The organism is Streptomyces sp. NPDC052114 (assembly GCF_040680155.1).
In the GTDB taxonomy this organism is placed as follows: domain Bacteria; phylum Actinomycetota; class Actinomycetes; order Streptomycetales; family Streptomycetaceae; genus Streptomyces.
The window spans coordinates 300,803-315,474 of record NZ_JBFAWC010000001.1 but is presented as its reverse complement, the minus strand read 5'-3'; the positions used below and the strand labels follow the sequence as shown (position 1 = coordinate 315,474).

At 70.7% G+C, this 14,672-nt stretch carries 11 protein-coding genes; 6 read left to right on the top strand and 5 right to left on the bottom strand.

Annotated features, from left to right (window positions below):
* The first annotated feature begins 105 nt into the window (after positions 1-105).
* A complete protein-coding gene (gene wecB / locus AB0L89_RS01255) occupies positions 106-1,272 on the top strand; it encodes a UDP-N-acetylglucosamine 2-epimerase (non-hydrolyzing) (protein WP_365132343.1) in 1,167 nt (388 codons plus the stop codon).
* A gap of 28 nt (positions 1,273-1,300) precedes the next feature.
* Complete coding sequence (locus tag AB0L89_RS01250) at positions 1,301-2,650, top strand: glycosyltransferase (RefSeq protein ID WP_365132340.1); 1,350 nt, start codon at positions 1,301-1,303, stop codon at positions 2,648-2,650.
* 152 nt (positions 2,651-2,802) lie between these two features.
* Here the strand turns inward: AB0L89_RS01250 and AB0L89_RS01245 are convergent, their stop codons facing one another.
* A complete protein-coding gene (locus AB0L89_RS01245; RefSeq protein ID WP_365132337.1) occupies positions 2,803-5,427 on the bottom strand; it encodes a valine--tRNA ligase in 2,625 nt (874 codons plus the stop codon).
* A gap of 136 nt (positions 5,428-5,563) precedes the next feature.
* Here AB0L89_RS01245 and AB0L89_RS01240 point away from each other — a divergent pair, with 136 nt between their 5' ends.
* The 4 genes from AB0L89_RS01240 (at position 5,564) to AB0L89_RS01225 (ending at position 9,973) form a co-directional block, all read left to right on the top strand.
* Positions 5,564-6,574: a hypothetical protein gene (locus tag AB0L89_RS01240; protein WP_365132334.1), complete on the top strand. Its 1,011-nt coding sequence runs from the start codon at positions 5,564-5,566 to the stop codon at positions 6,572-6,574.
* Between the two features lie 199 nt (positions 6,575-6,773).
* Complete coding sequence (locus tag AB0L89_RS01235) at positions 6,774-7,829, top strand: hypothetical protein (protein WP_365132331.1); 1,056 nt, start codon at positions 6,774-6,776, stop codon at positions 7,827-7,829.
* Positions 7,830-7,997: 168 nt separating this feature from the next.
* A complete protein-coding gene (locus AB0L89_RS01230; RefSeq protein ID WP_365132328.1) occupies positions 7,998-8,990 on the top strand; it encodes a hypothetical protein in 993 nt (330 codons plus the stop codon).
* Between the two features lie 71 nt (positions 8,991-9,061).
* Positions 9,062-9,973, top strand: coding sequence for a hypothetical protein (locus tag AB0L89_RS01225; RefSeq protein ID WP_365132326.1), 912 nt, complete (start codon positions 9,062-9,064; stop codon positions 9,971-9,973).
* An 85-nt stretch (positions 9,974-10,058) separates the two neighbouring features.
* On the opposite strand, the gene clpX is transcribed toward AB0L89_RS01225, so the two are convergent.
* The 4 genes from clpX to tig all read right to left on the bottom strand — a co-directional run bounded on the left by clpX (position 10,059) and on the right by tig (position 14,659).
* Positions 10,059-11,345, bottom strand: a complete 1,287-nt coding sequence (gene clpX / locus AB0L89_RS01220; protein WP_365132323.1) for an ATP-dependent Clp protease ATP-binding subunit ClpX — start codon at positions 11,343-11,345, stop codon at positions 10,059-10,061.
* Positions 11,346-11,512: 167 nt separating this feature from the next.
* The gene (locus AB0L89_RS01215) at positions 11,513-12,217 is read right to left on the bottom strand and encodes an ATP-dependent Clp protease proteolytic subunit (RefSeq protein ID WP_055698249.1); all 705 of its coding nucleotides are present in this window, start codon (positions 12,215-12,217) and stop codon (positions 11,513-11,515) included.
* 59 nt (positions 12,218-12,276) lie between these two features.
* Positions 12,277-12,882, bottom strand: a complete 606-nt coding sequence (locus tag AB0L89_RS01210) for an ATP-dependent Clp protease proteolytic subunit (protein WP_055698256.1) — start codon at positions 12,880-12,882, stop codon at positions 12,277-12,279.
* Positions 12,883-13,276: 394 nt separating this feature from the next.
* On the bottom strand, positions 13,277-14,659 hold the full coding sequence (tig, locus tag AB0L89_RS01205) for a trigger factor (protein ID WP_365132320.1): 1,383 nt from the start codon (positions 14,657-14,659) through the stop codon (positions 13,277-13,279).
* Between the last annotated feature and the right edge of the window lie 13 nt (positions 14,660-14,672).

Sequence of the window (14,672 nt, the reverse complement as noted above, 5' to 3'; positions counted from 1 at the left end):
ATCCGCAACCGTCGCGCAACCGAGCGCGATCCGGGTCCGCAACCAACGGCCTGCACCCTCCAGGACATAAGCCCCTATGTCCCGTTTCCCCTGGAGTGCCCCCGCGTGTTCGCAGCCGTCACCGCCCCCGCCCAGCAGCTTCCCGAGCGCAGCGTCGCCGTCGTCCTCGGCACCCGTCCCGAGCTCGTCAAGCTGGCGCCCCTGGTCCGGCTGCTCGGCCCCGCGGCCCGGCTGATCCACACCGGCCAGCACTACGACGACTCCCTCTCCGGACGCTTCCTCGCCGAGCTCGGGCTGCCCGAGCCCACCCTGCTCGACGGCGTCGGCGGCCAGGCGCGCGCCGTACAGATCTCCGCCGCCCTCACCCAGCTGGACGCCGAGTTCGCCGCCCGGCCGCCCCGCGCCGTCGTCGTCCAGGGCGACACCAACGCGGCACTGTCCGGCGCGCTCGCCGCCAACGCCCGCGACATCCCCCTCGTCCACATCGAGGCGGGCCTGCGCAGCCACGACCGCGCCATGCCCGAGGAGCACAACCGCGTCCTGATCGACCAGCTCTCCGACGTGCTGTGCGCCGCCACCGAGGAGAACCGCGCCAACCTCCTCGCCGAGTCGATCCCCACCGAGCGGATCGCCGTCACCGGCAACACCGTCGTCGAGGCCGTCCGCGACACGCTGCCCGCCGACGCCGAGCGTGCCGCGCTCCTCGCCGGGCACGGCCTCACCCCGGACGCGTACGTCCTGGCCACCGTGCACCGCCCCGAGAACACCGACGACCCGGCGGCGCTGCGGGCCGTCCTCACCGAACTGGCCGCGCTCGCCGAGCAGTTGCCCGTCCTCGTCCCGCTGCACCCGCGCACCCGCGCCCGCGCCGAGGCCGCCGGGCTCGACGCCCTGCTCGCCCCGCTCACCCTGCTGCCGCCCATCGGCCACGGCGAGTTCCTCGCGCTCGCCCGGCACGCGGCACTGCTCGTCTCCGACTCCGGCGGCGTCCAGGAGGAGGTCACCGTCCTGGGCCGCCCCCTGGTCGTGGTGCGCCGCTCCACCGAGCGCCCCGAGGCCATGGCCGCCGGCTTCGCCGAGCTCGTCGGCCCCGGGCCCGGCGTCGGCCACGCCGCGCGCGGCCGGCTCGCCGAGGGCCCGGCCGGGCTGCACCGCCTCGCCGCCACCCCGAGCCCCTTCGGCGACGCCCAGGCCTCCCGGCGCATCGTCGCGCTCCTGACGGACCTGGTGGCCGAGGGCGCCACCGCCGCCCGCCTGCCCGCAGCGGCCTGACGCCCGCTCCCCCACCCCAGGACTCCTGATGCTGACCTTCGACCGGCTCCTGTTCCTCTTCCCCTTCGTCCTGCTCGGCTGCTTCCTCGTGTACTGGGCGGGCGCCCGGCACGCCTATCTGCGCCGCGCCGCGCACGAGAGCGGCGACCCGAGCGCCTTCGACTGGCACTTCTTCGTGCCCTGCCGCGACGAGGAGACCGTCGTGGGCGCCACCGTGGACCGGCTGCGCACGGACTTCCCCGCCGCGCACGTGTGGGTCGTCGACGACGCCAGCGAGGACCGCACGGCCGCCGTCGTCGCCGCGCTCGCCGAGGACGACGTCCGCGTCCACCTGGTGTCGCGCCGCAGGCCCGACGCCCGCATCGGCAAGGGCGCGGCCCTGAACGCCGCCTACGCCGAGCTCGACGACTACCTGCCGCGCGACGCCGACCGCTCCCGTGTCGTGGTGTGCGTCGTCGACGCCGACGGACACCTCGCCCCCGACGCGCTGACCGCCGTCAGCGGCCCCACCGCCTTCGGCGACCCGGAGATGGGCGGCGTCCAGGTCAGTGTGCGGATGCGCAACGTCGAGGAGCGGCGTCCGCTGCCCGAGCGCGGCCGGCTGCTCAACGCACTGGCCCGGCTCCTGGTCCGCATGCAGGACATGGAGTTCGCCGTCTCCAACGCGGGCATGCAGCTCCTGCGCGGGCGCACCGGATCCGTCGGGCTCGGCGGCAACGGCCAGTTCACCCGGCTCACCGCCCTCGACCGGATCGCCGCGGCCGAGCGCCGCCCCTGGCAGCGCGACGCGCTCCTGGAGGACTACGAACTGGGCCTCCACATGATCCTGGGCGGCTACCGCGTGACCCACGTCGCCGACACGTACGTCTCCCAGGAAGGCCTGCCGCACGCCCGCCGCTTCCTGACGCAGCGCACCCGCTGGGCGCAGGGCAACCTGCAGTGCGTGCGGTATGCGCCGCGCATCGTCGGCTCGCGCCACTACGCCGGACGCGGCGTCCTGGAGACGCTCTACACCTTCATGCAGCCCCTGGCGCACGTCGCCAGCCTGGTGCTGACCGTGCTGCTCGTGGCGGCCCTCGCGCTCGGCCGCTCCCCGCTGGACTCCGCGCTCGGCGTCTGGCCGCTGGTGCTCGCGCTGACCGTGCTCTCGATCCTGCCGTTCGCGCTGTGGGGTCCGGTCTACCGCAGGGACTTCGCGCCCGAACACTCCCGGCTCAAGGGCCTGTTGTGGGGCTTCGCGCTGTGGCTGTACGCGTACCACGTCTTCGTCGTCGCGACGCGCGGGCTGCTGCGGGTGCTGCGGGGCAGGAACGGCTGGGCCAAGACGCGGCGCAACGCCGAGGTGGTGGGCGCGGGGCCCGTGGCCACGGAGGCCTGACCGGCCCGGCGGTACGCGAACGAAGGCGCCCGGAACCGAGTGGTTCCGGGCGCCTTCATCACCCCCGCGGTGGCGGGGAACACTGAGCCTTGTCCTTCTCGGCAGCGGCCAGGTCGGGCTCACCTCCGCATGCGCGGAGAGGCATTGCCGCGTCAGGCCGCCGGCAGCTTCGCGAGCTGGTCCTCCAACCGCGCGATGTCCTCCATCGCCTTGCTCAGCCGCGTACGAATCTTCTCCACCACCTGGTCCGGAGCCTTCGCCAGGAACGCCTCGTTACCGAGCTTGGCCTCCGCCTGCTGACGCTCCTTCTGCGCGGCGGCCAAGTCCTTGGCCAGGCGCTTGCGCTCGGCCGCCACGTCGATCGTGCCGGACAGGTCGAGCGCGACCGTGGCGCCCGAGACCGGCAGCGTCGCCGTCGCCGTGAAGGCGTCGCCCTCCGGCTGGAGGCGAAGGAGCTGGCGGATGGCGGCCTCGTGCGGGGCGAGCGCCGTGCCGTCCAGGGTGAGGCGGGCCGGGACCTTCTGGCCCGGCTGGAGCCCCTGGTCGGCGCGGAAGCGGCGGACCTCCGTGATGACCTGCTGGAGGGTCTCGATCTCCTTCTCCGCCGCGGCGTCGCGGAAGCCGCTGTCCTTCGGCCAGTCGGCGACGACGACCGATTCGCGGCCGGTGAGCGCCGTCCACAGCGTCTCCGTCACGAACGGCACGATCGGGTGGAGCAGGCGCAGCGTGACGTCCAGGACCTCGCCGAGGACGCGGGCCGAGACCTTGGCGCCGTCGCCGCCCGCCATGAACGTCGTCTTGGACAGCTCGACGTACCAGTCGAAGACCTCGTCCCACGCGAAGTGGAACAGCGCGTCGGAGAGCTTGGCGAACTGGAAGTCGTCGTAGAGCGCGTCGACTTCGGCCACCGTCGCGTTCAGCCGGGACAGGACCCAGCGGTCCGTGGCGGAGAGCTGCTCGGCCGGGGGCAGGTCGCCCTCGATCGTGGCGCCGTTCATCATCGCGAAGCGCGTGGCGTTCCAGATCTTGTTCGCGAAGTTGCGCGAGCCCTGGACCCAGTCCTCGCCGATCGGCACGTCGGTGCCGGGGTTGGCGCCGCGGGCGAGCGTGAAGCGCAGGGCGTCCGAGCCGTACTTGTCCATCCAGTCCAGCGGGTTGACCGCGTTGCCGAAGGACTTCGACATCTTCTTGCCGAACTGATCGCGGACCATGCCGTGCAGCACGATCGTGTGGAACGGCGGGGTGCCGTCCATCGCGTACAGGCCGAACATCATCATCCGGGCGACCCAGAAGAAGAGGATGTCGTAGCCGGTGACCAGGACGGAGTTCGGGTAGAACTTCGCGAGGCTCTCGGTCTGCTCGGGCCAGCCGAGCGTGGAGAACGGCCACAGGCCGGAGGAGAACCACGTGTCGAGCACGTCGTTGTCCTGCGTCCAGCCCTCGCCGGTGGGCGCCTCGTCGTCGGGGCCGACGCAGACGACCTCGCCGTTCGGGCCGTACCAGACCGGGATGCGGTGGCCCCACCACAGCTGGCGCGAGATGCACCAGTCGTGGAGGTTGTCGACCCAGTCGAAGTAGCGCTTCTCCATCTCCTGCGGGTGGATCTTGACCTTGCCGTCGCGGACCGCGTCACCGGCGGCCTTGGCGAGCGGGCCGACCTTGACCCACCACTGCATCGACAGGCGCGGCTCGATGGTGGTCTTGCAGCGCGAGCAGTGGCCGACGGAGTGCGAGTACGGGCGCTTCTCGGCGACGATGCGGCCCTCGGCGCGCAGCGCGCCGACGATCGCGGAGCGGGCCTCCAGGCGGTCCAGGCCCTGGAAGGGGCCGGGCACGGTGATGACCGCGTGCTCGTCCATGACCGCGATGTTGGGCAGGCCGTGGCGCTGGCCGATCTCGAAGTCGTTCGGGTCGTGCGCCGGGGTCACCTTGACGGCGCCGGTGCCGAACTCGGGGTCGACGTGCGCGTCGGCGACGACGGGGATCGTGCGGTCGGTCAGCGGCAGCTTGATCTGCTTGCCGACCAGGTGCTTGTACCGCTCGTCCTCGGGGTGCACCGCGACGGCGGTGTCACCGAGCATCGTCTCGGCGCGGGTGGTGGCGACGACGATGGTGTCCTCGCCCTCGCCGTACGTCATGGAGACGAGCTCGCCGTCGTCGTCCTGGTACTCGACCTCGATGTCCGAGATCGCCGTCAGACAGCGCGGGCACCAGTTGATGATGCGCTCGGCGCGGTAGATCAGCTCGTCGTCGTAGAGCTTCTTGAAGATCGTCTGGACGGCCTGCGAGAGGCCCTCGTCCATGGTGAAGCGCTCGCGCTCCCAGTCGACGCCGTCGCCCAGGCGCCGCATCTGGCCGGAGATCTGGCCGCCGGACTCGCCCTTCCACTTCCAGACGCGCTCGATGAACGCCTCACGGCCGAGGTCGTGGCGGGACTTGCCCTCCTTGCCGAGCTCGCGCTCGACCACGTTCTGCGTGGCGATGCCGGCGTGGTCCATGCCGGGCTGCCACAGCGTCTCGTGGCCCTGCATGCGCTTGCGGCGGGTGAGGGCGTCGATCAGCGTGTGCTCGAAGGCGTGGCCCAGGTGGAGCGCGCCCGTGACGTTCGGCGGGGGGATGACGACGGTGTACGGCGGCTTCTCGCTCTTGGCGTCGGCGGAGAAGTAGCCCCGTTCTACCCAGCGCTCGTACAGCGGCCCCTCTACCTCGGCCGGCGCGTACTGGGTCGGCAGTTCGGGAGTGGTCGCTGGAGGCTGCTGCTGAGCGTTCTCGGTCACGCGGTCAGTTTAGAGGGGTCACGGAGTGACCCCGAAACCGGAATCCTCGACATCGCTTACGGCCCGGGGCCCCAATGATCCCGGACTTCGTTCAGGATGTCCGGGACACATAGACGTTCGAGGGGGACCCCACGCGATGAGCTACAACCAGCCAGGCCCGTACGGCGGCCAGCAGCCCGAGCAGCCCGGCCCCTACGGGGGCGGCCAGCCGCAGCAGCCGGGTCCCTACGGAGGGCAGCCCCAGCAGCAGCCGGGACCCTACGGGGGGCAGCCCCAGCAGCCCGGCCCCTACGGCCAGCCGCCGCAGGCGCCCCCGCCCGGCTACGGCTACCCCCAGCAGGCGCCCCCGCAGGACGGCGGCTACGGCGGGCCCCAGCAGCCGGGCCCGTACGGGCAGCAGCCGCAGGGCGTCCCGCCGCAGGGCCCCTACGGGCAGGTCCCGCCCCCGCCGCCCGGTGGCGGTGCCGGCGGCGGCAAGAAGAAGACCGGCCTGATCATCGGCGCGGTGGCCGTGGTCGCCGCGATAGGCGTGGGCGCGTACTTCCTCTTCGGCGGCAGCGGCTCGGCGTCGGTCGAGGACGACGGGGCGCACAAGCTGGTGCCGCCGGCCTCGGTCGGCGCGTACAAGAAGTCCGACGACACCGGCTCGGGCGACGACGGCCCGCTCGGCTCCGGCGACAAGAAGAACGCCGAGGAGATCGGCATCAAGAACGCGGAGAACGTGGCCGCCTCGTACAAGTCGGGCGAGGCACTCGCGGGGAAGCAGATGAGCTTCCAGGGCATGTACGGCGAGATCGAGGACCCGGAGAAGGCCGTCGACGACGGATTCGCCAAGGCCCAGGAGAACTCCGAGAAGGGCTCGGGCGACAACGTCGGCGACCCCGAGGAGATCGCGTTCGAGGGCAGTCCCGAGACCGTGGAGCCCGACAGCCTGGACAACGCGGTCATGAAGTGCCAGACCGCGAGCTTCAAGGAGGGCAGCAAGAAGACGGAGCTGCCGGTCTGCATCTGGGCCGACCACAGCACCTACGGCATCGTCTTCGGCATCGACACGGCCGCGATGATGAAGGGCGGCGGCGGGATGGCCACGGACGACGTCGCGTCGTTCGCGGCGGACCTGCGCAAGGCCGCGCGCGTCAAGGCGTAAAGCAGCGCCTTTCCCCAGGCGTAGCGGATCATTTGCGGAGAAAGGGCCCGGGGCGGTTCGGCCGCCCCGGGCCCTCGTACGTCCGCCCTCTGGCACAGCCCTTCAACAACTCCGCATCGATCCGCCCCTGGGCCCCGACCCCGTGCGGGCATCCGCCAGGATGTTCGGAACACATAAGCATCGGGAGGGAACCCCAGCGATGAGCTACAACCAGCCGGGTCCGTACGGCGGGCAGCAGCCCCAGCAGCCCGGACCGTACGGCGGCGGCCAGCCCCAGCAGCCCGGCCCCTACGGCCAGCCGCCCCAGGCTCCGCAGCCCGGCTACGGCTACCCGCAGCAGGCTCCCCCGCCGCAGGGCGGCTACAGCCAGCCGCAGCAGCCCGGCCCCTACGGCCAGCAGCCGGGAGTCCCGCCGCAGGGCCCGTACGGGCAGCCGCCCCAGGCGCCCTACGGGCAGGTCCCGCCCCCGCCGCCGGGCGGCGGCGGCAAGAAGACCGGCCTCATCATCGGGATCGTCGCCGTGGTCGCCGCGGCAGCGGTCGGCGGCTACTTCCTCCTCGCGGGCGGCGACGACGACAAGGGCGGCAAGAACGGCGGCTCGTCCAGCGTCGCGGACAGCGGGGGCGCCGGCGGCAAGGGCGGTGTCGAGGACGACGGCCCGCACAAGCTGACGACGCCGGAGACCGTCATCACCGAGTACAAGAAGAAGCCGGACGAGTCCAGCGGCCCGAGCAGCGTCGACCTCGACAAGGCCGAGGCCGCCGGGGTGAAGAACCCCAAGGACGTGCAGGCGCAGTACGAGTCGGGCTCCGACGACAACCCGATGGCCAAGAAGGTGCTGAGCTTCGGCGGCGTCTACGGCGAGATCGAGGACCCCGAGGGCGTCGTCGACCACATGTTCGCGAACGCCGCGAAGGAGTCGCAGCAGGGCGGCACCGCCGGCAGCGGCGGCGGGAACGTCGAACTGGTCGGCGAGCCCAAGGCGTTCACGCCGTCCGAGCTCGACGGCGCCGTCCTGAAGTGCCAGGAGATGAAGATCGACCTCGGCGGCGGCGCGGGCACCACCGGCTCCACGTCCGGAGCGTCGGGCCCGAGCAAGATGTCCGCGGCGACCTGCATCTGGGGCGACCACAGCACCATCGGCTACGTCGTCTCCACGGACGTGAAGGGCGCCCTGACCGGCGCGTCCGCCGACCTCGACGAGGCGGCGACCACCTCGGCCAAGCTCCGCGGAGAGGTCCGCGTCAAGCTCTGACGCGCCCCGCTCCCGCTCCCCTCGGAGAGGCGCCCGTCCGGGCCTCTCCGAGGCGGTCCGGCCCTGTCGTGCGCATATCGTGAGCATGCCGCCCCCGCCTCTCCGCGGGCCGTCCGGGTCAGTCAGGATGTCGCAGAGACGTCAGCATCCAGAGGGGGAGCCCCAGCAATGAGCCACAACCAGCCGGGTCCGTACGGCGGCCAGCAGCCCGGACCGTACGGCGGCGGCCAGCCCCAGCAGCCCGGCCCCTACGGCCAGCCGCCCCAGGCGCCCCAGCCCGGCTACGGCTACCCGCAGCAGGCTCCCCCGCCGCAGCCCGGGTACGGCTACCCCCAGCAGGCCCCGCAGCAGGGCGTCCCCTACGGCCAGCCCCAGCAGCCGGGCCCCTACGGGCAGCCGCCGCAGGCCCCGTACGGGCAGGTCCCGCCCCCGCCGCCGGGCGGCGGCGGCAAGAAGACCGGCCTCATCATCGGGATCGTCGCCGTGGTCGCCGCGGCGGCCGTCGGCGGCTACTTCCTCCTCGCGGGCGGCGACGACGACAAGGGCGGCAGGAACGGCGGCTCGTCGAACGTGGCGGACGGCGGCATCAAGGACGACGGCCCCCACAAGCTGACCACGCCCGACACCCTCCTCGGCGAGTACCAGAAGGAGGACGGTCAGACCGGCGGCTTCAACTCCAGCGACCTCGCGGCCGCCGAGAAGGCGGGCGTGAAGGACCCCCAGGACGTGGACGCCGGGTACAAGGCGGGCGACGAGAACAACCCGCTCGCGCAGAAGGCCATCCAGTTCATGGGCGTCTACGGCGACGTCACCGACCCGGGCAAGGTCGTCGACGGCATGTTCGCCAAGGTCAAGAAGGACTCCCAGAAGGGGGGCTCCTCGACGGGCGAACTGGTCGGCAGCCCCGAGGACTTCAGCACCGGCGACACCGTCCTGAAGTGCCAGGAGTCCGTGATCAAGAACGACAGCGCCGACCCGGGAGCGGGGGCGTCCTCGGGCCCCAAGGAGATCCGCATGCCGGTCTGCATCTGGGGCGACAACAGCACCGTCGCCGTCGTGGTCCCGGTCGAGGTCGCGGACGCCATGGCCGGTGAGATCTCGCTGGAGGACGCCTCGGCCACCGCGCTGAAGGTCCGCAAGGAAGTCCGCGTCAAGGCCTGACGGACCCGGCGCCGGACACCGCACCACCGCACCACCGCACCACCGCACCACCAACGAGGGGAACCCACGCAGTGAGCTACCAGCAGCCCGGACCGTACGGCGGCCCGCCACAGCAGCCCGGCCCCTACGGCCAGCAGCAGCCCGGCCCGTACGGGCAGCCGCCGCAGCAGCCGTACGGCCAGCCCGGTGGCTACGGCCAGCCCCAGCAGCCGGGGCCCTACGGGCAGCCGCCGCAGGGCATTCCGCCGCAGGCGCCCTACGGGCAGTACCCGCAGCCCCCGCAGGGCGGCGGCGGCAAGAAGACCGGGCTCATCATCGGCGCCGTGGTCGTCGTGGCCGCGGCCGCCGTCGGCGGGTACTTCCTCCTCGCCAAGGGTGACGGCGGCTCGTCCGTCGCCGACGACGGCAAGACGTACGAGCTGACGACGCCCGCGACGGTGCTCGGCGGCGAGTACAAGAAGACGGAGTCGGCAGGCGGGGGCGGCGGCATGTCCTCCAGCGACATCAAGGACCTGGAGGACAGGGGCGTCGGCAACCCCAAGGACGTCAACGGCCAGTACACCGCGGGTGCGAGCACGAGCCAGAAGAGCCTCAACTTCTCCGGTGTGTACGGCGAGATCGACGACCCCGAGAAGATCGTCGACGGCATGTTCGCCGAGATGAAGAAGAAGTCGACGGAGACCCCCGGCAGCATCAACCTCATCGGGGACCCGGAGGAGTTCACCCCGGACGGCTTCGACAACGGCGTCATGAAGTGCCAGAAGGCCGAGTTCCGGATGGGCGGCGCCGACAAGGCCGAGACCGAGGACGGCATCCCCAACACCTTCCAGACCCCGCTGTGCATCTGGGGCGACCACAGCACCGTCGCCTCCGTCGGGCACTCCGACGCGAGCGCCACCGCCAGTGGCAAGGAGATCTCGCTGGCCACCGTCGCGGACCTCGCGGCCAAGCTCCGCTCCGACGTCCGCGTCGAGGCCAAGTAGCGCCCCGCGGACGGAGATACGTGAAAGGGGGCGCCCGGCGAGTGATCGCCGGGCGCCCCCTTTCACGTACCGAAGAAGAGACCGCCTACGCGGACTTCTGCTCCCCGGCCCCCGGGCCGCGCGCGTCGCGCGGCACCAGCGTCGGGTTCACGTTCGAGCGGACGACGTCCGCCGTGATGACGACGCGGGCCACGTCCTTGCGGGACGGCACCTCGTACATCACCGACTGCAGGACCTCTTCCATGATGGCGCGGAGCCCTCGGGCGCCGGTCTGCCGCAGGATCGCCTGGTCCGCGATGGCCTCCAGGGCCTCGCGCTCGAAGTCCAGCTCCACGCCGTCGAGTTCGAACAGGCGCTGGTACTGCTTCACGAGCGCGTTGCGCGGCTCGACCAGGATCTGGAGCAGGGCCTCACGGTCGAGGTTGTGGACCGAGGTGATCACGGGGAGGCGGCCGATGAACTCGGGGATCATCCCGAACTTCACCAGGTCCTCCGGCATGATGTCCTCGAACTGGTCCTTCTCCTCCATCTCGCGCTTCGAGCGGATGGTGGCGCCGAAGCCGATGCCCTTGGCGCCCGCTCTCGACTCGATGATCTTCTCGAGGCCGGCGAAGGCGCCGCCCACGATGAAGAGCACGTTCGTCGTGTCGATCTGGATGAACTCCTGGTGCGGGTGCTTGCGTCCGCCCTGCGGCGGCACGGAGGCCGTGGTGCCCTCCAGGATCTTCAGCAGGGCCTGCTGGACGCCCTCACCCGATACGTCGCGCGTGATCGACGGGTTCTCGCTCTTGCGGGCGACCTTGTCGATCTCGTCGATGTAGATGATGCCCGTCTCGGCCTTCTTGACGTCGTAGTCGGCGGCCTGGATGAGCTTCAGGAGGATGTTCTCCACGTCCTCGCCGACATAGCCCGCCTCCGTCAGCGCCGTCGCGTCCGCGATGGCGAACGGGACGTTCAGCATGCGGGCGAGCGTCTGCGCGAGGAGCGTCTTGCCGGAGCCGGTCGGACCGAGCAACAGGATGTTGGACTTGGCGAGTTCGATCGCGTCGTCACGGCCCTGCGCGCCGCCGTTCTCTCCGGCCTGGACCCGCTTGTAGTGGTTGTACACCGCTACCGAGAGGGCCTTCTTCGCGGGCTCCTGGCCCACGACGTAGCCCTCAAGGAATTCGTAGATCTCGCGAGGCTTGGGAAGTTCCTCCCAGCGGACCTCGCTCGTCTCCGCGAGCTCTTCCTCGATGATCTCGTTACAGAGGTCGATGCACTCATCGCAGATGTACACACCGGGGCCTGCGATGAGCTTCTTGACCTGCTTCTGACTCTTTCCGCAGAACGAGCACTTGAGCAGATCGCCGCCGTCACCGATGCGTGCCACGAGGTGCTTCCCCTTCGCCTGGGAGACGCCACGTTCAGCGGCTCCTGGTGCCTCATATCCGACGGTACCTTGCCGGGCCCCCCGTTCGGGCCCCCCTTGGCACGGTTCGCTTCGACGCGGGTCGTGCGCGAACCGTGCCAGGGAGCGGCAGATGCTACAGCTCTGCGTCAGACGACCGAGGAATTGTTCATCTTCCGGGTGGAGATGATCTGGTCGACCAGGCCGTACGCGAGCGCGTCCTCGGCCGTGAGGATCTTGTCGCGCTCGATGTCGTCGCGGATCTTCTCGATCGGCGTCGTGGAGTGCTTGGCCAGCATCTCCTCCAGCTGCGAGCGCATCCGGAGGATCTCGTTGGCGGCGATCTCCAGGTCGGAGACCTGGCCGCGGCCGGTCTCGCTGTAGGGCTGGTGGATCAGCACGCGGGCGTTCGGGAGCGCCATGCGCTTGCCCGGCGTACCTGCCGCGAGCAGCACGGCGGCGGCGGACGCGGCCTGGCCCATGCAGACGGTCTGCACGTCGGGCTTCACGAACTGCATCGTGTCGTAGATCGCCGTGAGGGCGGTGAAGGAACCACCCGGGCTGTTGATGTAGATCGAGATGTCGCGGTCCGGGTCCATCGACTCCAGGCACAGGAGCTGCGCCATGACGTCGTTGGCGGAGGCGTCGTCGATCTGCACGCCGAGGAAGATCACGCGCTCCTCGAAGAGCTTCGCGTACGGGTCGTACTCACGCACGCCCTGCGAGGTGCGCTCGACGAAGCGCGGGATGACGTAGCGCGACTCGGCGCGCGCGCCGGTGAACTCGGCCTGCGCGGACTGGCGGTACTCGGCCTGGGTGCGCTCGTACAGGCCGCTGCCGGGGAAGTTGTTCATCTCTCTTGGTCTCCTGAGGAGCGTGGGCTGAGGGGTCGGCTGAGGGCGCTGAGGGGGCCTCAGGCGCCCGTGCCGCCCCCGCCCGGCATGCCGGCGGCGCTGGACATGATGTCGTCGATGAGGCCGTACTCCTTGGCCTCCTGCGGGTCGAACCAGCGGTCGCGGTCCGAGTCGTGGGTGACCTGCTCCACGGTCTGGCCGGTGTGGAAGGCCGTCAGCTCCGCCATGCGCTTCTTGGTGAGCAGGAGCCGCTCGGCGTGGATCTTGATGTCCGACGCGGAACCGGCGAGACCGGCGGAGGGCTGGTGGATCAGGATCTCGGCGTTCGGCAGCGCGAAGCGCTTGCCGGGCGTACCCGCGCTGAGCAGGAACTGGCCCATGGAGGCGGCCATGCCCATCGCGATCGTCACCACGTCGTTCTTGATGTACTGCATGGTGTCGTAGATCGCCATGCCCGCGGTGATCGAGCCGCCGGGGCTGTTGATGTACAGGAAGATGTCCTTGTCCGGGTCGGCGGCAAGGAGCAGCAGCTGCGCGGTGATCTTGTTGGCAATGTCGTCGTCGACCGGCTGGCCGAGGAAGATGATCCGCTCGTTGAGCAGCCGGTTGTAGACCTGGTCGCCGAGGCCACCACCGATGGAAGGCTCGCCGGCGGCGGAGGGCATCAGATTCGTCACGTATCCACCTGCTCGTCTTACGACGGCGCCGGGCCGTCTCACGTCTTCTCCTGGGACCTGGGTTCCCTCGTGCGCGCCGACTCTCCGGGGCGGCTTCGGGGGCTCCCCTGCCCTCGTATTCATGGACCCTAACGCGCGGGGCCCTCCGGGGAATCCCGGAGGCCTGACTGTTCGCTGTGAGCGCAGGTTGCGCCCCGTAGGGGCGCGGGGAACTGCGCGATCAGCCACGTACGAGCCGCAGACGCGTCTGCCGGGGACTGCCCCATGGCGAGTGCGGCTTTTCGTGGGTCGCTCGCGCCGTTCCCCGCGCCCCTAAACACCGGGCCCCAGGGACTGACGTCCCTGGGGCCCGGTGTTGCGTTCAGCAGCGGAGCGAGGCCGCTCAGGCCTCGGTCTTCTCCTCGGCCGAAGCGGCGACCTCGGTCTGCTCACCCTCAGCGGCAGCGACCTCGTCCTCGTCGTCGAGGTCCACGACCTCGCCGTTCGTGTCCTTGACCGTCGCCGCCTCGACGACGACCGCCAGGGCCTTGCCGCGGGCGACCTCGCCGACCAGCATCGGGACCTGGCCGCCCTCGACGACGGCCTGGGCGAACTGGTCGGGGGACATGCCGGAGGACTGCGCGCGACGCATGAGGTGCTCGGTGAGCTCCTCCTGGTTCACGTTCAGCTTCTCCTTGTTGACGAGCTCGTCCAGGACGAACTGCGTCTTGATGCCCTTCTCCGCCTGCTCCTTGGTCTCGGCGTCGAACTCCTCGCGGGACTTGCCCTGGATCTCCAGGTACTTGTCCAGGTCGAGGCCCATCTGGCCGAGCTGGTGGTGCTCGAGGTTGTGCGTGCGGGTCTGGATCTCGTCCGCGAGGAGCTTCTCGGGGACGGGGACCTCGACCAGCTCGAGCAGCTTCTCCAGGACGCGCTCCTGGGCCTGCGTGGCCTGGTCGTACTGCTTCATGTTCTCGAGGCGCTTGCGGCTGTCCGCCTTGAGCTCGTCCAGGGTGTCGAACTCGGAGGCCAGCTGCGCGAAGTCGTCGTCCAGCTCCGGCAGTTCACGCTTGGCGACCTGGGTGACCTTGACGGTGACCTCGGCCTCCTTGCCGGCGGCCGAGCCGCCCTTGAGCTCGGAGGTGAAGGTGGCCTCGCCACCGGCCTCCAGGCCCGTCACGGCGTCGTCGATGCCCTCGAGCAGCTCGCCGGAGCCGATCGTGTAGGAGACGCCGGACGCGACGCCGTCCTCCAGGACCTCGCCCTCGACCTTGGCCTCCAGGTCGATCGTCACGACGTCGCCGTCCTCGGCGGCACGCTCGACCGGGGAGGTGGAGGCGAAGCGCCCGCGCAGCTCCTCGACGGCCTTGTCGACGTCCTCGTCGGTGACCTCGACGGCGTCGACCTCGACCTCGATGCCGGAGTAGTCCGGGATCTCGATGGTCGGACGGACGTCGACCTCGGCGGTGAAGTTGAGGGTCTCGTTGTCCTTCAGCTCGGTGATGTCCACCTCGGGCTGACCCAGGACGTTGAGCTCGGCCTCGTTGACCGCCTCGGTGTAGAACTTCGGCAGCGCGTCGTTGACGGCCTCTTCGAGGACCGCACCGCGGCCGAAGCGCTGGTCGATGACGCGGGCCGGGATCTTGCCCTTGCGGAAGCCCTTCACCGTGACCTGCTGGTTGATCTTCTTGTACGCCGCGTCGAGGCTGTCCTTGAGCTCCTCGAAGGGCACCTCGACAGTGAGCCGAACCCGGGTCGGGTTCAGGGTCTCCACGGCGCTCTTCACGGTTCGGTCTCCT